The 20022-nt window shown below is 76.7% G+C and carries 1 protein-coding gene; it reads right to left on the bottom strand.

The features are described 5' to 3' along the window. Positions 1–125 precede the first annotated feature (125 nt). Entirely contained in the window at positions 126–20021 is a 19896-nt protein-coding gene (locus tag ACH4OA_RS01030; protein ID WP_397966970.1) for a non-ribosomal peptide synthase/polyketide synthase, read from the bottom strand. Position 20022: the final 1 nt, after the last annotated feature.

Genomic DNA, 20022 nt, shown 5'->3' on the forward strand with positions numbered 1-20022 from the left:
GTCGTCTCTCTTTCGTCGTCGTGGGTTCACGGGTGGGCACCGGCGGTGGCCGGTCGGGGCGCGGGGTGCGCGAGGGCCGCGCCGGGCGGTGCGCCGGGGCGGTGCCTCGCGGGGGCGGAAGGTCGTCACCGGCCTCCCCGGGCGTGCCGGGCCAACTGGCGCAGGGCCTCGGCGAAGTCCTCGGCCACCCGGCGCACGGTCTGCGTGTCGTGGACGCCGGGCCGGTGGTGCCAGGTGAAGGCGAGCCGGCCCTGCTGGACCGCGCCGACCACCTCCACCAGGTGGGAGCCGGGGTCCCGGGGGTCGTGGTCCTGCCCGAGGGAGCCGTGTTCGGCGCGGACCAGGCCGCCGTCCCCGGTCTCGGGGCGGGCGTCCCACTGGCCGAGGTAGTTGAACACCACCTGGCTGTGGGCGCTGTTGCCGAGGCGTTCGCGGACCTCGGGCGGCCCGAAGGTGCGCAGCGCGCCGAAGCCGATCCCGTTGCCGGGTACGGCGCGCAACTGGCGGCGCACCGACTTCACCAGGGACCGCCAGTCGCGGTCCGGACCGCAGGCGCCGGGGTCGGGCACCTGGAGGGCGACCGGGTGGACGGTGGTGAACCAGCCGACGGTGCGGGTCAGGTCGACGCCGTCGAGCAGGTCCTCGCGGCCGTGGCCCTCCAGGTCCAGGCGGACCCGGTCGCGTCCGGTCCAGCGGGCCAGGGCCAGGGCCAGGGCGGCGAGCAGCACGTCGTTGACGCGGGTGCGGTAGGCGGTGGGCGCGGCGCGCAGCAGGGCCGTGGTGTCCTCCTCGCCGAGTTCCACGCTCACCGTGGCGGCCGGTCCGGCGCCGGGTGCCGGGGCCGGGGCCTCCTCGGTGCGCACCGCCTGTTCCCAGTAAGGCAGTTCGTGGTCGAGGCCGCCTTCGGCGACATGGGCGGCGAGTCGCCGGGACCACTCGCGGAAGCTGGTGCTCCGCTCCCCCAGGGTGACCGGGCCGCCCGCCAGGGCCTGCCCGTAGGCGGTCTCCAGGTCGTCGCGCAGGATGCGCCAGGAGACGGCGTCCACGACCAGGTGGTGGGCGACGAGGAGGAGGAACGCGGGCCGGTCCGCCTCCCCGGTGAACAGGGCGGCGCGCAGGTGCGGGCCGCGGGCCAGGTCGAAACCGGCGTGCAGTTCGTCGGCGGCCTTCGCCATGGCCGCGTCGGCCTCGTCGGCGGACAGGCCGGTCAGGTCGTGGGTGACGAGGAGGCCGTGGCCGGGGGCGGGCGGCGGGTTGAACTGCCGCCAGCCGTGCTCGTCGCGGGTGAACCGCATGCGCAGCGCGTCGTGGTGTTCCAGCAGGGCGTCGAGCGCGGTGCGCAGCGCCCCCTGGTCGGGGGTGCCGTCGAGTTCCAGCAGCGCCGACTGGTTGAAGTGGTGGTGGGCGGCGCGCGGGGTGGTCAGGAACCAGTGCTGGATCGGGGTGAGCGGCACCTCGCCGGTCGCCGGGCCGTCGGCGGACGGGCGGGGCGCGGTGCGCACGACAGTGGCGAGTTCGGCGACGGTCTGGTGGGTGAACAGGTCCCGGGTGGCCACGTGCAGGCCGTCGCGGCGCAGCCGGGAGACGACCTGCATGGTCAGGATGGAGTCGCCGCCGAGGGCGAAGAAGTTGTCGTCGGCGCCGACCTCCCCGATGCCCAGGACGTCGGCCCAGACGCGGGCGATACGGCGTTCGGTGTCGGTGCGCGGCGCGGTCCGCGGTCCGTCCGGGGCCTGGGCGGGGCCGGGTGCGGGCAGGGCCCGGCGGTCGGTCTTGCCGTTCGGGGTGAGCGGCAGCCGGTCGAGCGGCACGAAGACCGAGGGCACCATGTGCGGGGGCAGCAGTCCGCCCAGGTGCAGCCGCAGGTCGCCGACGGGCAGGCCGGTGCCGGCCGGCTCGGCCGGGACGACGTAGGCGACGAGCCGGTCCGGTGCGCCGGGTTTCTCCCCGGCGCGGACGACGACCACGGCGTCCCGCACCAGGGGGCTGCGGCGCAGCGCGCTCTCGATCTCGCCGGGCTCGATGCGGAAGCCGCGCAGCTTGACCTGGTCGTCGGCGCGGCCGGCGAACCGGAGCCGGCCGTCGGCGGTCCAGCGGACCAGGTCCCCGGTGCGGTACATCCGCTCCCCCGGCGCCCCGTACGGGTCGGGCAGGAACCGCTGGGCGGTCAGCCCGGGCCGGCCGAGGTAGCCGCGGGCGAGGCCGGGCCCGGCGAGGTACAGCTCGCCGGTCACGCCGGGCGGTACGGGGCGCAGCGCGGCGTCGAGGACGTGGACGCGGGTGCCGGCGGCGGGGCGGCCGATGGACGGGGCGCCGGTGCCGGGGGTCAGCGGGCCGGTCCAGGTGGCGACCACGGTGGCCTCGGTGGGCCCGTAGGAGTTGATCATCCGGCGGCCGGGGGCCCAGGTGTCGACCAGGTCGGCGGGGCAGGCTTCGGCGCCCACGATGAGGGTGCGCAGGTGGGGCAGGGCGGCGGCGGTGCCGGGCGGTACGGTGGCGAGCGCGGCCGGCGGGATCAGGGTGTGGCTGATGCGCCGCCCGGCGAGCACCTCGGCCAGGCGTTCCCCGACCAGCGGTCCTTCCTCGCCGGTGACCAGCGTGGCGCCGCCGAGCAGCGAGACGCACAGTTCCAGGACGGAGGCGTCGAAGCTGGGCGAGGCGAACTGCAGGACCCGGTCGCCGGGGCCCGCCGCGTACTGCGCGGCGGCGGCCGCGGCGAACGCGGCGAGGCCGCGGTGGGTGACGGCGACGCCCTTGGGTGTGCCGGTGGAGCCGGAGGTGTAGATGACGTAGGCGGGGTGGCCGACGGTGAGCGCGGTGGGGCGGTCGGCGTCCGTGGGCGCCGTGTCCGCGCCGTCGGCGTCCCAGACCTGGGCCGGGTCGTCGAGGACCAGGTGGGCGCCCGCGTCCCGGATCATGAACGCGCGGCGCTCCGCCGGGTAGCCGGGGTCCACGGGCAGGAAGGCGCCGCCGGCCTTGGCGACGGCGAGCTGGGCCACCACGCTCGCCGCGGAGCGGGGCAGCGCCAGGGCCACCACGCGCTCCGGTCCGACGCCGTCCCGCAGGAGCCGGTGGGCCAGCCGGTTGGCCGCCCGGTCGGTCTGCGCGTAGGTCAGTTCCCGGTCGCCGTCCGCGAGTGCCACCGCGTCCGGGGTGCGGGCCGCCTGCCGTTCGAACAGGGCGGGCAGGGTGGTCTCGGGCACCGGGCGGAAGGTGCTCCGGCCCTGGGCCGACAGGCGCCTCAGCTCGTCGGCGGAGGCCAGCGGCAGCGCGCCGAGCGGGCGGCCGGGGTCCTCGGCGACGGCGTGCAGCAGGGTGCCGAGCTGGCCGGCCATCCGTTCGGCGGTGGCCGCCTCGAACAGGTCGGTGTTGTAGGTGAGCAGGCCGTGCAGGTCACCGGAGGCGGTCTCGGCGAACTCCAGGGTGAGGTCGAACGCGGCCTGCTCCGACTCCGGTTCGACGTCGGTGACGTGCAGGCCGGGCAGGTCGAGACCGGCCGTCGGGGTGTTCTGGAGGACGACCATGACCTGGAAGAGCGGGCTGCGGCTGGTGTCGCGCACCGGCTGGACCTCGTCCACGACCCGTTCGAACGGCACGTCCTGGTGGGCGAAGGCGTCGAGGACGGTACGCCGGACGTCGCCGAGGAAGGCGGTGAACGGCCGGTCGGCCGCGGCCCGGGAGCGCAGCACCAGGGTGTTGACGAAGAACCCGACGAGTCCTTGGGTCTCGGGCCGGTCGCGGCCGGAGGTGACGGTGCCGACGGTGACGTCCTCGGCGCCGGACAGCCGGGCCAGGTAGGTCTGGGCGGCGGCGACGAGCGTGGTGAACAGGGTGGTGCCGTGGTCCCGGGCGAGCCGGGTGAGCCCCCGGACGGCCGCCGCGGGCACCACCAGCCGGGTGGTCGCGCCGGCGCTGGTGCGCACCGGCGGCCGGGGCCGGTCGGCGGGCAGTTCCAGCGGTGCGGTGCCGGCGAGCTGCTCCTTCCAGTAGGCGAGGTGCTCCGCGGACTCGGTGTCGCCGGTGGCGCGCTGCCAGTGCGCGTAGTCGGCGTACTGCACGGGGAGCGGCGGGAGTTCCGCCTCGGTGGCGCCGAGTGCGGCGCGGTAGTGGTGGGCGAGGTCGCCGAGCAGGACGGAGGTGGACCAGCCGTCGGTGACGATGTGGTGCAGGGCGAGCGAGAGCACGTGGTCGTCCGTGCCGAGCCGGACCAGACCGGCGCGCAGCAGCGGGCCCTCGCGCAGGTCGAAGGGGCGGGCGCGGTCCTCGGCGAGCAGACGGCGCAGCTCAGGTTCGCGGGCGGGTCCGGCGAGCCCGGACAGGTCGCGCAGCGGCAGCGGCACGTCCTGGGGCGGGTGGACGATCTGGACACCGTGCCCGTCGACGCTGTCGAAGGTGGTGCGCAGGGACTCGTGCCGGGCCACCACGGCGGCGAGTGCCGCGCGGAGCGCGCCGGTGTCCAGGGTGCCGCGCAGGCGCAGGGCGAGCGCGGTGACGTACTCGGCGCCGCCGGGTTCGAACTCCTGGAGGAACCACAGGCGCTGCTGGGCGTGGGACATCGGCGCGACCGCGTCGCGGGCGACCGGCACCAGTGCCGGGCGGCCGGTGTCGCCCGGTGCGGCGAGCAGGCGGGCCAGCGCGGCCGGCGTGGGGTGGGTGAAGACCGCGCGCGGGGTGAGGTCGGTGCCGAAGGTCTCGGCGAGCCGGGAGGCGAGCCGGATGCTGAGGATGGAGTCGCCGCCGAGCTGGAAGAAGTCGTCCTCCGCGCCGGGCGGTTCGCTGCCCAGCACCTCGGCGAAGACGGCCGCGGCACGCCGCTCGGCCTCGGTGCGGGGCTCGACCCGGGTCCGCCCCGGGCCGGTGTCCGGTGCGGGCAGGGCGGCCCGGTCGACCTTGCCGTTGCGGCTGAGCGGGAGGGCGGTGAGCGGGACGACGGTGGTGGGGACGAGGTAGTCGGGCAGGGTGCGGGCGGCGAAGGCGCGCAGTTCCGCGCCGTCCTGCCCGGCCGGTCCGACGACGTAGGCCACGAGCCGTTTGGCGCCCGGCCGGTCCTCGCGGGCCAGCACGGCGATGTCCACGACGCCCGGGTGGGCGGCGAGGGCGGCCTCGACCTCGCCGGGCTCGACCCGGAAGCCGCGGATCTTCACCTGGTCGTCGGCGCGGCCCAGGAACTCGACGGTGCCGTCCGGGTGCCGCCGGGCCAGGTCGCCGGTGCGGTACATCCGGGTGCCGGGCGGACCGAGCGGGTCGGCGAGGAAGCGGGCGGCGGTGTCGCCGGGACGGCCGAGATAGCCGCGGGCGACGCCCTCGCCGGCGAGGTACAGCTCGCCCGGGCAGCCCGGCGGCACGGGCCGCAGCCGGGCGTCGAGGACGTGCACCCGCATGTCGTCCAGCGGGCGGCCGATGGGGACGGTGCCGGGCACGGCCGCTGGGTCGGCGAGGGCGAAGCTGGTCGCGAAGGTGGTGGTCTCGGTGGGCCCGTAGCCGTCCACGACGGTCAGGCCGGGGCAGGCGGCGAGCACCCGGCGCACGGCCTGCGCGGGGACGACGTCACCGCCGGTCCAGACCTGCCTGAGGCCCCGGAAGGAGTCGGGGGCGTCCTGGGCGAGCAGCCGGAACAGTCCGGCGGTCAGCCACAGCGCGGTCGGTCCGGCGTCGCCGGCCAGCCGGCGCAGCAGGGCCGCGTCCACGGTGTCGCCGGGCGCCACGAGCACGCAGCCGCCGTTCAGCAGCGGTGCCCACACCTCGAAGGTGGCGGCGTCGAAGGCGGCCGGCGAGTGCAGCAGCACCCGGTCGCACACCCCGCCGGCGAACCGGCTGTCGGTGGCCAGCGCCGCCACGTCCCGGTGCCGCACCGCGACGGCCTTGGGCAGCCCGGTGGAACCGGAGGTGAACATCACGTACGCCAGCCGGTCGGGGTCGGCGGCCGGGCCGGCGGCCGGGGGCCGGGGGTCCGCGGGGCCGGGGCGGGCGGCGGTCACGTCGGCGGTGGTGAGCCGGGCGGCTGTGCCCGCCCGGGCGAGCAGGGTGCGGCGGCGTTCCTCGGGGGCGCGGGTGTCGACGGGGACGTAGGCGCCGCCGGCCAGGAGCACCGCGAGCTGGGCGACGACGAGTTCGGCGCAGCGGTCCAGCACCAGCGCCACGCGGTCCTCGGGTGCCAGCCCGCCGGCCACCAGCCGGCCGGCCAGCGCCGTCGCCCAGTCGTGCAGCTCACGGTAGGTCAGGACGCGGTCGCCGTCGCGGACCGCGGGCGCGTCCGGGGTGCGGCGGGCCTGCTCGGCGAACAGGTCGACGGGGCTGCGCGGGTCGGCCGGACGGGCGGTGGTGTTCCAGCCGGCCAGCAGCGCGCGGTCGGCCGGGGTGAGCAGGTCCAGGCCGGCCAGGTCGGTGTCGAACCCGTCGGCGAGGGCGGTGAGCAGCGCGGCGAGGCGGTCCGCGGCGCGCTCGGCGGTGCCGGGGTCGAACAGGGCCGGGTCGTAGGCCAGGTCGAAGGCGAGCCGGCCGGCGAGGTGGGCGCGCAGGCACCACGGGAAGGTGGTGGCGTCGTCGGCGCGCACCTCCTCGACCCGGACGCCCGTGCGGGCCGTCGCCGACTCGTCCACGGGGTAGTTCTCGAACACCACCATGCTGTCGAACAGCGCTTCGCCGGGCGGGACTTCGCTGACGGCCTGGATGCGGGGCAGGGCGAGGAAGTCGAAGCGGCGGGCGTCGCTCTGCCGTTCCTGGAGGTCGCGCAGCCACGGCAGCACCGGTCCGGCCGGTATCCGGACCCGGGCCGGGACGGTGTTGATGAACATGCCGATCATGCCCTCGACGCCGGGCAGTTCGGCCGGGCGCCCGGAGACGGTGGTGCCGAACACCACGTCGTCCCGGCCGCCGGAGCGGGCCAGCAGCAGCGCCCAGGCGCCCTCCACCACGGTGTTGACGGTGAGTCCGGCCCGGGCGGCGCCCTCCCGCAGCCGCCGTGAGACCTCCGGGTCCAGCGCGTGGTGGACGCTCGCCGCGGACCGGGCGCGGTGGGCCTCGGCGGGCGTGCGGTCGTACGGCAGCGGGGTGCGGGCGGTGAACCCGGCGAGGGTCTCGGCCCAGTGCCGTTCGGCCGCCGTCTCGTCCTGCGCGGCGAGCCAGTGCAGGAAGTCCGCGAAGGGCCGCCGTACCGCGGGTGCCGGGTCCGGGCCGCCGGTGAGCGCGGCGTAGCGTTCGCACACCTCGGTGAGCAGCTGCCCGGTGCTCCAGCCGTCGAGGACGATGTGGTGCGTGGACCACAGCAGCAGCACCTCGTCGCCGGGCAGGGCGGCCAGGGTGAGCCGGGTGAGCGGCGAGGTGGTGAGGTCCAGGCCGGCCGCGCGGTCCTCGGCGAGCAGCCGCTCGGTGGCCGTGGCGCGTTCGGCGGGTGTCAGGGCGCGCCAGTCGAGGCGGGTGACGGGCAGCTCGGCGTGGCGGTGGACGACCTGGACCGGGTGGGGCAGGCCGTGCCAGTGGACGCTGGTGCGCAGCGCCGGGGTGCGGTCGGCGACCTGCTGCCAGGCGGCGGCGAAGGCGTCCGGGTCGGGCACGCCGGACAGCCGTACGGCCGTGCGGTCGAAGTAGGCGTGCTCGGTGTCGACGAGTCCGTGGAAGAGCATGCCGGACTGGAGCGGGGTGAGCGGCAGGACGTCCTCGGTGTGCCGGCCGGTGCCGACGAGCCGGTCGAGCTGGTCCGGTGCGAGGCCGGCGAGCGGGAAGTCGGACGGGGTGCGGCCGCCGGCCCCGGGGTCCGCGCAGTGCGCCGCGATCTCGCGCAGGGCCGTCAGGGTCTCCTCGGCGAGCCGGCGGACGGTGTCCTGGTCGTAGACGGCCGCCGGGTAGGTCCAGCCGAGTTCGAGGCGGCCGTGCTGGACGACGCCGGTGATGTCCAGGAGGTAGGGGCGGGGTTCGTCCGGGTCGGTGTCCCGGCCGGCCGGCGGCAGCGCGCCGCGGACCAGGCCGTCGGCGCCGGTGCCGTCGGCGTCCCACTGTCCGTGGTAGTTGAAGCCGACCCGGGGTGCCGGGGCGCCGGCGAGCGGGCTGTCCGGGACGAGGTGGCGCAGGGCGCCGTGGCTGAGGCCGTGCAGGGGCACCGCGCGCAGTTGTTCCTTGACCGAGCGGAGCGTGTCGTGCCAGCCGGCGTCCGGGGCGACGCGCAGGGCGAGCGGGAACTCGGCGGTGAACCAGCCGACGGTCCGCGACAGGTCCAGGTCGGCGAACAGTTCCTCCCGGCCGTGGCCCTCCACGCCGAGCAGCACCGTGTCGCGTCCGCACCAGCGGGCCAGGGTGCGGCCGAGGGCGCTGAGCAGGACGTCGTTGACCTGGGTGCGGTAGGTCTCCGGGACGCGGCGCAGCAGGGCGCCGGTGGTCGGCTCGTCCAGGGTGACCGTGAGGGTGGCGGCGGTGCCGTACGTGTTCGGGCCGGGGCGGCCGGCGGGCAGGCCGGCGGGGGCCGTGCCGGTGCGGGTCCAGTACGGCAGGTCGGCGTCCAGGGCGCCGGAGCGGGTGTGCCGGTCGAGCCGGGCGGCCCAGCGGGCGTAGGAGGTGCCGGCGGGGGGCAGGTCGGCGGGCCGGCCGGCCGCGGCCGCCCGGTGGGCGGTCTCCAGGTCCGCGAGCAGGATCCGCCAGGACACGCCGTCGATCACCAAGTGGTGTGCGGTGATGACCAATTGGCCCGGGAGGTCTGTTCCCCGGTCCAGGTGGAGGACGCGGAGGACCCGCCCGGCGGCCGGGTCGAGGGTCCGCTGCGCCGCGTCGGTGAGCCGCTGGGCCTCGGCCTCCAGTGCCGTGTCGTCCAGCCCGGACACCGGGTGCCGGGTGAAGACGCCGTCCGGGGCCGCGGGCAGCGCCTCCTGGCGCCAGCCGTCGGCGGTGCGGTGGAACCGGGTGCGCAGGGCGGGGTGGTGGCCGACGAGCGCGGCGACGGCCGCCTGGAGCGCCGTGTGCTGGGTGCCGGGGGCGAGTTCGAGGCGCTGGGTCATGGTGAACCGCAGCGGCTGTCCGGGGTCGCGGCCGTCCAGGTACCAGTGCTGGATCGGCGTCAGCGGTGCCTCGCCGGTCTCCTCGGCGACGGCCGCGGGCGGGGCCGACTCGGTGGCGCGGAGGGCGAGTTCGGCGATGGTCTGGTGCCGGAACACGTCCTTGGTGGTGAGGGCGAGCCCGGACTGCCGGGCCCGGGCGACGATCTGGATGCTCAGGATGGAGTCGCCGCCGAGCGCGAAGAAGTTGTCGCGGGTGCCGACGCGTTCGACGCCGAGGACGTCGGCCCAGATCGCGGCCAGGCGTTCCTCCGTGCCGGGCCGGGGCGCGATGTACGGGGTGCCGCTGTCGGGCTGGGCGGGCGGTGCGGGCAGGGCGCGCCGGTCGGTCTTGCCGCTGGTGGTGCGGGGGATCCGGGCGAGCGGGACGAACGCGGCGGGCACCATGTGGTCGGGCAGGGTGCGGCGCAGCGCGAGCCGCAGGGCGTCGGCGGACGGGACGCGGCCGGCGGCGGGCACGACATAGCCGACGAGCAGGAGCCGGCCGGCGTGTTCGCGGGCGGCGACGGCGGCGTCGGCGACGTCCGGGTGGTCCCGCAGGGCGGCCTCGACCTCGCCGGGCTCGATGCGGAACCCGCGGATCTTGACCTGTTCGTCCACCCGGCCCAGGAACTCCAGCAGTCCGCCCGCGTCCCAGCGGGCCCGGTCCCCGGTGCGGTACATGCGCTCCCCCGGTGCTCCGAACGGGTCGGCGAGGAAGCGCGCGGCGGTCAGTCCGGGCCGGTTGAGGTAGCCGCGCGCCACCTGTGCCCCGGACAGGTACAGCTCGCCGGGCACGCCGGGCGGCACCGGGCGCAGCGCGGCGTCCAGGACGTAGGCGCGCAGGTTGCCGCCGGGGCGGCCGATGACGGGGCGGCCGGGCCGGTCGGTGACGCGGCCGTAGACGGCGTCGACGGTGCATTCGGTGGGCCCGTACATGTTGTACACGGCCACGCCCAGTTCCTCGTCGGCGCGCACCAGTTCGCGCCAGCCGGCCGCGGTGACGGCCTCGCCGCCGACGAGCAGCAGGCGCGGGTGGTGGCGGCCGGGGGCGAGCAGCCCGGCGGAGGTCAGTTCGCGCAGGAACGACGGTGTGACGTTGACCAGGTCGAGGCGGTCCCCGGCGACCTGGGCGCAGAACGCCCCCGGGTCCAGGCGGACGTCCTCGTCGATGAGGTGGACCTCGTGGCCGAGGGCGAGAAGCAGCGGTCCTTCCCAGGAGGTGTCGAAGGAGAAGGAGGCGCTGAGCGCGGCCCGCAGCCGCCGCCCGCCGGCGGTGTGCGGGGCGAACAGGCCCGTGCGGTGGTCGTGGCAGAGGTTGACCAGTTGCCGGTGTTCGACGGCGACGCCCTTGGGGCGGCCGGTGGAGCCGGAGGTGTAGACGAGGTAGGCGGTGTGCCCGGGCAGCAGGGGCCGGACCCGGTCGGCGTCGGTCGGGTCGTGGTCGGGCAGCAGGTCCCAGGGCACCGCGTCGAGGTCGGTGAGCAGCAGGCGCGGCCGGGCGTCGGCGAGCAGGAACTGCTGCCGTTCCGCCGGAAGTTCCGGGTCCAGGCAGAGCAGGGCGGCGCCCGCCTTGAGGACCGCGAGCAGCGCCACGACCAGGTCGGAGGTGCGCGGCAGGCGTACGGCGACCACGTCCTCGGGGCCGGCGCCCCGGGCGATGAGGTGGTGGGCGAGCCGGTTGGCGCGCCGGTTCAGCCCGGCGAAGTCCACGGTGGTGTCGCGGGCGGCCAGGGCGGTGTGGTGCGGGGTGCGGGCGGCCTGGGCCTGGAAGAGGGCGGGGAAGGTGGTGTCCGGCTCGGGCAGCCGGGCGCCCTGCCCGTGGCCCAGCACCCGGGTGCGTTCGGCGTCGGTCATCAGCGGCAGCCGGGCCACGCGCTGTCCGGGGTCCTCGGCGACGGCCTCCAGCAGGACGCGCAGCCGGGCGGCGAGGTGTTCGGCGGTGGCGGCGTCGAACAGGCCGGTGTCGTACTCCAGGTGGCCGGTGAGGCCGCCGTCGTCCTCCACGAAGTCGAAGGCGAGGTCGAAGGTGGCGGTGCGGACCGGCGGGGTGACCGGTTCCACGGCCAGGCCGGGCAGCCGGGGCGGTGCGGCGCCGAGGTTGTGCAGGGCGACCATGACCTGGAACAGCGGGGTGCGGCTGGTGTCCCGCTCGGGCTGGACGGCGTCCACGACCCGCTCGAAGGGCACCTCCTGGTGGGCGAACGCCTCCAGGACGGTGCCGCGCACCTGGCGCAGCAGTTCCCGGAAGGAGAGTCCGGGGCGCACCTGGGAGCGCAGCACCAGGGTGTTGACGAACATGCCGACCACGTCGTGCAGTTCGGACCGCTCCCGGCCGGCGGTGACGGTGCCGACGGTGACGTCCTCCTGGCCCGCCCAGCGGGCGAGCAGCACCTGGCAGGCCGTGACCAGCGTGGTGTAGAGCGTGGCGTCGGCTTCCCGGCCGCGTTCGCGCAGCCGCTCGGTCAGCGCGGCCGGCAGGGTGAACGTCAGCAGGGCGCCGTCACGGCCGCGGACGGCCGGGCGGGGCCGGTCGGTGGGCGGTTCCAGCGGGGTCACGCCGTCCAGGACGCGCCGCCAGTAGGCGAGTTCGGTGTCGGCGTGTGCGGCGCGGGCGCGCTGCCAGGTGGCGTAGTCGGCGTAGCGCACGGCCGGTTCGGGCAGGTCGGGGCGGCGGCCGTCCAGCGCCGCCGCGTACAGCTCGCCCAGGTCCCGGGCCAGTACGCCGACGGACCAGCCGTCGGTGACGATGTGGTGCACGGCCAGGACGAGGACGTGCGCGTCGGCGGCGAACCGGCCCAGCCGGGCCCGCAGCAGGGGGCCGGCGGCCAGGTCGAAGGGGGTGGCGGCCTCCTGGTCGAGGAGGGCGTCCAGGGCCGCGTCGTCCGCGAGGCCGGTCACCGGGAGGTCCACGGGCCGGGGCGGGTGGACGATCTGCCGGGCCTGGCCGTCGTGTTCGGCGAACGTGGTGCGCAGCGCCTCGTGCCGGGCGACCAGACCGTCCAGCGCGGTGCGCAGCGCGCCGGTGTCGAGCGGGCCGCGCAGCCGCAGCACGGACAGGGTGGTGTACTCGGCGCTGCCGGGCTCGAACCGGTCGAGGAACCACAGGCGCTGCTGGGCGTACGACAGGGGGGCCGGGGTGTCCGGGTCGGTGGCCGGGATGGTGTCGGCGGCTGTCCCGGTACGGGGTTCGCCGAGCGCGGCGGCGAGGTCGGACAGCTTGGGGTGGGTGAACAGCAGCCGGGGCGAGACGTCCGTGCCGAAGGCGGCGCGCAGCCGTGAGGTGACGCGGACGGCGAGGATGGAGTCGCCGCCGAGGGCGAAGAAGTCGTCGTCGGCGCCGGCCTCGTCGGTGTCCAGGACGTCCGTCCAGGCGGCGGCGACCAGCCGTTCGGCGAGGGTGCGCGGCGGGGTGCGCGGGCCGTCGGCGGCGAAGCCGTCGGGGCCGGGCGCGGGCAGGGCGCGCCGGTCCAGCTTGCCGTTGCCGGTGAGCGGCAGCGCGGCCATCGGCACATAGGCGGCCGGCACCATGTGCGCGGGCAGCAGCTTCTCCAGGTGGGCGCGGAGTTCGGCGGCGGGCGGCGGCGGCAGGGCGCGGTCGCCGGTGCCGGTGCCCACGACGTGGGCGACCAGCCGGCGGGTCCCGGCGGTGTCCTCGTACACGCCGACGGCGGCCGCGCCGACGTCCGGGTGGCCGTGCAGGGCGGCCTCGATCTCGCCGGGTTCGATGCGGTAGCCGCGGATCTTGACCTGCTGGTCGGCGCGGCCCAGGTACTCCAGGGTGCCGTCGGCCCGCCAGCGGGCCCGGTCGCCGGTGCGGTACATGCGGGTGCCGGGCCGGCCGAACGGGTCGGCGGGGAAGCGGGCCGCGGTGAGGCCGGGCCGGTCGAGGTAGCCTCGGGCCAGACCCTCGCCGGCGACGAACAGCTCGCCGACGGCGCCGGGCGGTACCGGCTGGAGGGTGCCGTCCAGGACGTAGAGCCGCAGGTCGGGGATGCCGGTGCCGATGGGGCTCGCGGTGCCGGCCCGGGTGGCCGCGCGGTCCAGCGGCGCGTGGGTGACGTGCACGGTGGTCTCGGTGATGCCGTACATGTTCACCAGGCGCGGCGCGGTGTCCGGGTGGCGGGTGTACCAGTCGGCGAGCCGGGTGACGTCCAGCGCCTCGCCGCCGAAGACCACCGTGCGCAGCGCCAGGCGGCGGCTGACGTCCGGGAGTTCGGCGTCGGCGCGGATCAGCGGGTAGAAGGCGGAGGGCGTCTGGTTGAGGACGGTGACCCGTTCGTCGGCGAGCAGGCGCAGGAAGTCTTCCGGGGAGCGGGCGGTGTCCTCGGGGACGACCACGAGCCGGCCGCCGTGCAGCAGCGGGCCCCACAGCTCCCAGACGGAGAAGTCGAAGGCGTAGGAGTGGAACAGCGTCCACACGTCGTCGGGGCCGAAGCCGAACCACTGCCGGGTGCGGGTGAACAGCCGGACGACGTTGGCGTGCGGGACGACGACGCCCTTGGGCCGGCCGGTGGAGCCGGAGGTGTAGATGGCGTAGGCGGGGCTGTCGGGCAGGGCACGGCGGGGCGGGCCGGCGGCGGGCCGGCGGGCCAGGTCGGCGCGTACGTCCGGGTCGTCGAGCAGCAGCCGGGGTACGGCCGTCTCCGCCGCCGTCGGCCCGGTGGTCACCAGGGCGACCGGTCGGGCGTCGGCGAGCAGGTGCCGGAGGCGTTCCGGGGGCAGGTGCGGGTCGACGGGCAGGTAGGCGGCGCCGGTCTTGAGGACGGCGAGGACCGCGACGACGAGGTCGGTGGAGCGGGGCAGCGCGAGGGCCACGAACCGCTCGGGTCCGGCGCCGAGTTCGGCGAGCCGGTGGGCGAGCCGGCCGGCGCGGGCGTCCAGGGTGGCGTAGTCCAGCCGTTCCCCGCCGCAGGTGACAGCCTCGGCGCCGGGGGTGCGGGCGGCCTGGGCGGCGAACAGGGCGTCCAGGGTGGCGGCGGGCCGGCCCTCCTCGGTGCCGTTCCAGCCGGTCAGCATCCGGTGCCGTTCCTCGGCGGTGGTCCAGGCGAGGGCACGCACGGGCCGGTCCGGGTCGTCGGCCAGCTCGGTCAGCAGCAGGCAGAGCCGGCCGGCGAGGGAGCGCACGGTCGCGGCGTCGAACAGCTCGGGGTCGTAGGCGAGATCGAAGCCGAACCGCTCGCCCTGGTAGGCCCGCAGGACGAGGGCGTAGTTGGTGGCGTCGCGGGCGGAGACGTCCGCGAGGCGTATCCCGGTGGCGTTCGAACGGGCCTGGTCGAAGGGGTAGTTCTCGAAGGCCACCATGCTGTCGAACAGCGGGCTGCCGGCGGGCACGTCGCTCAGCGAGGTCAGTTCGGCCAGCGAGACCGCCGCGAACCGCCGTGCCTCGGCCTGCTCCTCCTGGAGCCGTCGCAGCCAGTCGGTGGCGCTCCGGCCGCCGTCCACGCGGACGCGGGTGGGCAGGGTGTTGATGAACATGCCCACCATCGACTCGGCGCCGGGCAGGTCGTCGGGGCGTCCGGAGACGGTGGTGCCGAACAGCACGTCGGGTTCGGCGCCGTAGCGGGACAGCAGCAGGGCCCAGGCGCCCTGGACCACGGTGCCGAGGGTGAGTCCCTTCGCCCGGGCGGTCCGGGCCAGCCGCGCGGAGACCTCGCCGGACAGCCCGGCCGTGTGCACGCCGGCGGAGCGGGTCTCGTGACCCGGGCGCCGGACGCGGTCGGCGGGCAGCGGGGTCGGGGTGGCGAAGCCGGCGAGGACGGTCCGCCAGTGCGCGTGCGCGGCCCGCGTGTCCTGGCCGGCCAGCCAGCGCACGTAGTCGCCGAACGGGCGGCGGGCCGGGGGTCTGGGGGCGGCGCCGGTGGTGAGCGCCGCGTACTCCTCGAACACGTCGGCGAGCACCTGGGCGAGGCTCCAGCCGTCCAGGATCAGGTGGTGGGAGGTCCACAGCAGGTGCAGCCGGGCGTCGGGCAGCCGGACGAGGGTGAGCCGCATCAGGGGTGCCGTATGGAGGTCGATGCCCTGGGCGAGGTCGTCGGCGCGCAGCCGCTCCAGCCGTCCGGCGCGCTCCGCCGCGTCCAGCTCCCGCCAGTCCACCTGCCGTACGGGCACCCGGACGGTGCGGTGCACGACCTGGAGCGGCACCGGCACGCCCTCCCACACCACGCGGGTGCGCAGGGCGGGCGTGCGGTCGGTCACCCGCTGCCAGGCCAGGGCGAGGGCACCGGGGTCGGTGATGCCCTCCAGCAGCAGCGCGGCCTGGTCGACGTACACGTCGTCCGGTCCGCCGACCAGCCGGTGGAAGAGCATGCCTTCCTGGAGCGGGGTGAGGGGCAGCAGGTCTTCGACGTCCCGGCCGTCACCGGCGAGGCGGTCCACCGCGGCCTGGTCCAGCCGGGCCAGCGGGAAGTCGGACGGGGTACGGCCGCCCGCGCCGGGGGCGGCGCAGTGCTCGGTGAGGGCGCCGAGCGCCCGCACCATGGCCGCGGCCAGTTCCTCGACGGTGCCGGCGCGGTGCACCCGGTCGCTGTAGTGCCAGGTGATCTCCAGTTCGCCGTCGGAGACCAGCGCGGACACGTCGAGCAGGTGGTCCAGCGGCGCGTCCGGGTCCGTGTCCCGGCCGGGTACGCCGGCGACGGGCGCGAAGTCGCTTCCGGCGGACGCCTCCCACTGGCCGTGGTAGGTGAAGCAGACCTGCGGCAGCGGGAGTCCGCCGAGCGGCCGGGCCTCGGGCCGGGGCGAGCCGAGGTGGCCCAGGGCCTGGTAGCCCAGGCCCCGGCGGGGCACCGCCCGCAGCCGTTCCTTGACGGTCTTGAGGGTGGTCCCCCAGTCGTCCGCCGGGGTCAGGGTGACCGGGTACTGGGTGGTGAACCAGCCGACCGTGCGGGACAGGTCGGCGCCCTCGGCGAGGTCTTCCTCGCGGCCGTGGCCCTCCAGGGCGACGGTCACCCGGCCGGTGCCGGTCCAGTCGGCCAGCACCCGGCCGAGCGCGCTCAGCAGCACGTCGTTGACCTGGGTGCGGTACACGCCCGGGACCCGCCGCAGCAGGGCCTCGGTGGTGGCGCGGTCCACGCGGGTGCGGACGGTGCGCACGGACCCGGCGAGCGGGGTGCCGGGCAGGTCGACGGGGAGCGGGGTGCGCGGCTGCGCGGTCTCCTCGGTCCAGTAGGGCAGTTCGTCGTCGAGGCCGCCGGAGCGGACCCGCGCGGCCAGGTCGCGGGCCCAGGCGGCGAACGGGGTGTGTTCGGGTTCCAGTGCGGGTTCGTCGCCCGCCGCGGCCTGCCGGTAGGCCTGTTCCAGGTCGCCGAGCAGGATGCGCCAGGAGACGCTGTCGACGGCCAGGTGGTGGGCGGTCAGGAACAGGCGCGGGCGGTCCCGGCCGGTGAGCAGGGCGGCGCTCAGCAGGGTGCCGGTGGCCGGGTCCAGGGCGGCGCGGGCGGTCTGCGCCGCCTCGGCGGGTGCGGTGTCTGCGCCGTACCGGGCCAGCGGTGCGGTGGCCGGGCCGGCGCCGGGGTGCTGCCGCCAGGTGCCGTCGGTGCGGGTGTACCGGGTGCGCAGCGCGGGGTGCCGGGCCACCAGGGCATGCAGTGCCGTCTCCAGCGCGCGGATGTCGAGGTCGTGCGGCAGGTCGAGCAGCATGGACATGCTGAAGTGGCGCAGCGGCCCGTGCGTGGCGAAGAACCACTCCTGCACCGGGGTGAGCGGGGCGGGCCCGTCGTCCTCGGGGCGCCGGGGCGCGGGCACGGGGGCGGTGCGGCGGGACGCGGCGGCGGCGAGGTCGGCGACCGTCTGGTGCCGGAAGACGTCCTGGGAGCCGATGTGCAGGCCGGCGGCGCGGGCCCGGGAGACGGCCTGGATGCTCAGGATCGAGTCGCCGCCCAGCTCGAAGAAGTTGTCCGTGACACCCACCCGGGCGACCCCGAGCACCTCGGCCCAGATGCCGGCCAGGGTCTCCTCGTCGGGTGTGCGCGGGGCGGTGTACCGGCGTTCCTCGTCCGTGTTCTCGGGCGCCGGCAGGGCGCGGCGGTCCAGTTTGCCGCTGGTGGTCAGCGGCAGCGCGGGCAGCGCGGTGAAGGAGGAGGGCACCAGCGCGTCGGGCAGCACCCGGCGCAGGGCCGCCCGCAGGTCGGCGGGGGCGGGGCGGGGCGCGTCGGGTGCGGGCACCACGTAGGCGGCGAGGCGGGCGTGGCCGTGCGGGTCGGGCACGGCGACGACCGCGGCGGCGGTGATGCCGGGCAGCGCGAGCAGGGCGGCCTCGATCTCGCCGGGTTCGATGCGGTGGCCGCGCACCTTGATCTGGTCGTCGGCGCGGCCCAGGTAGTCCAGGCGGCCGTCGGCGGTCCAGCGGGCCAGGTCGCCGGTGCGGTACATCCGCTCCCCCGGCGCCCCGTACGGGTCGGGCAGGAAGCGGGCCGCGGTCAGGCCGGGCCGGCCGGTGTAGCCCCGGGCGAGCTGCGGGCCCGCCAGGTACAGCTCGCCGCCGACGCCGGGCGGCACCGGCCGGAGCCGGCCGTCCAGCACATAGGCGCGCAGGCCGGGCAGCGGGCGGCCCACCAGCGGGCGGTCGCGGCCGTCGATCCGGCAGGACAGCGCGTCGACCGTGCACTCGGTCGGTCCGTAGAAGTTGTGGGCGGTCACGTCCGGGTGGGCGGCCAGTTCCCGCCACAGCGCGGGTCCGACCGGCTCGCCGCCGAGCATGAGGACGCGCGGGTGGTGCCGGGCGTCGGTGAGCAGCCCGGCGGGCAGCAGTTGCCGCAGATAGGACGGGGTGACGTCGAGGAAGTCGATCCGGTGTTCCACCACGTACTCGACCAGGGCGGCCGGGTCCATCCGGGTGACCTCGTCGACCAGGTGCAGCGGGTGGCCGTCGGCGAGCAGCAGCACGCCTTCGAGGGAGGTGTCGAAGGAGAACGACGCGGTGAGCGCGACGTTGAGCGGGCCGCCGCCCGCCTCGGCGACGAAGCCGGCCCGGTGGGCGGCCAGCAGATGGGCCGCCGCGCGGTGGGAGACGGCGACGCCCTTGGGCCGGCCGGTGGAGCCGGAGGTGTAGATGACGTAGGCGGTGTGCTCCGCGTCCAGCGGGGCGCGCCGGTCGGCGTCGGCGGGGTCGGTGTCCGGGGCGGTCGCGGGGACGGCGCGCAGGGCGTCCTCGTCCAGGACCAGGGCCGGACGGGCGTCCTCCAGCAGGTAGCGGACCCGCTCCTCGGGCAGGGCCGGGTCCAGCGGCAGATAGCCGGCGCCGGACTTCCACACGGCGAGGATCGCGACGATCATGTCGGCGGTGCGCGGCAGGCGCAGCGCGACCAGCCGTTCGGGGCCGGCGCCGAGCGCGATCAGGTGGTGGGCGAGCCGGTTGGCGCGGGCGTTGAGCGTGCCGTAGTCCAGCCGTTCGCCGCCCGCGACGAGGGCGAGGGCGTCCGGGGCGTCGGCCGCGCGGCGCTGGAACGTCTCCGCGTGGACGGTGTCGGGCGCGGTGAGGCGCGGGCCCGCGCTCCAGTCGCGCAGGACGTGCCGTGCCTCGTCCCCGGACAGCAGCGGCAGGCTGCCCAGCGGGCGGTCCGGGGCGTCGGCCGCGCCCTGGAGCAGCCGCAGCAACTGCCCGGCCAGCCGCTCGGCGGTGGCGGCGTCGAACAGGTCGGTGCGGTACTCCAGCAGGCCGGTCAGGCCCTCGCCGTCCGGGACGAACTCCACGCTCAGGTCGAAGGTGGCCGCGTGCCGGGGCACGGTGACCGGGGTGGTGGCGAGGCCGCGCGGAGCGGTCGCGGCGGGCGGGTCGGGGTGCAGCAGGACCATCACGTCGAACAGCGGGTTGCGGCCCGCCTCGCGGTGGGCGCCCGCCGCATCCACGATCCGCTCGAACGGCGTGTCGCCGTAGGCGAAGGCCTCGCCGACCGTCTCGGCCGCCCGCGCCAGCAGGTCCCCGAAGGACTCGGCGGCGTCCACCCGGGTGCGCAGCACGACGGTGTTCACGAAAAACCCGACGGTGCGTTCCAGGTCGGTGCGGGACCGGCCGGGGGTGAGGGAGCCCACGGTGATGTCGTCCTGGCCGGACCAGCGGGCCAGCAGCGCCTGGACGGCGGCGACCAGCGCGGTGTGCAAGGTGGCGTGGTGTCCGGTGGCCAGGTCGCGCAGGCGTCCGGTCAGCGCGGCCGGGACGGCGAAGGTGTGGACGGCGCCCTCGCCCGCCTCCTCGCCGCGCCGCGGCCGGTCCAGGGGCAGTGCGGGTGCCGCCGCCCCGGCCAGCTTCTCCTTCCAGTACGCGAGGTGGCGTTCGAGGCGGGGGCCGGAGAGCTGCGCGCGCTGCCACACCGCGAAGTCGGGGTACTGCGTGAGCACCGGCGGCAGTTCGGGCGCGCTGCCGTGCGCGAGGGCGTCGTAGGCGGTGCACAGCTCGTCCAGGACCACACCCATCGACCAGCCGTCCGTGACGATGTGATGGGCCGTCAGCAGCAGGACGTGCGCGGTCGGGGACTCGCGCAGCAGCAGGGCGCGCAGCAGCGGGCCGTGCCGCAGGTCGAAGGGGCGGGAGTACTCGATGAGCAGGTCCGCGTCCAGGTCGCCGGTGTCCCGGACCGGCAGCGGCACCGGGCCCGCCGGGTGGACGCGCTGCACCGGCCGGCCGTCGGTCTCCTCGAAGGTGGTGCGCAGGGCCTCGTGCCGGGCGACCACGGCCGCCAGGGCCGCGCGCAGCGCCTGCTGGTCCGGCGTGCCGGTGAAGCGGACCGCGACCGCGCTGTTGTAGCGGGCGTCGCCGGGCCGCAGCTGGTCCAGGAACCACAGGCGCTGCTGGGCGAAGGACAGCGGCAGCGGGCGGTCCCGGTCGGCGCGCGGGATGCCCTGCCGGGCCGCGGGGGCGGCGCCGCCGGACCGGCCGGCGAGCCGCCGCCGCAGCGCCTCCCGCATCTCCTCGGGCAGCGCCTCGGCGCGGTCCCGCCGGGAGGACCCGGACGGCCCGGAGGACTGGGCGGAACCGGAGGGGTTCGAAGGGGTCGAAGACGTCATG

Origin of the sequence: Streptomyces sp. NPDC017095 (genome assembly GCF_044332325.1) — a bacterium.
Classification (GTDB): Bacteria; Actinomycetota; Actinomycetes; order Streptomycetales; family Streptomycetaceae; genus Streptomyces.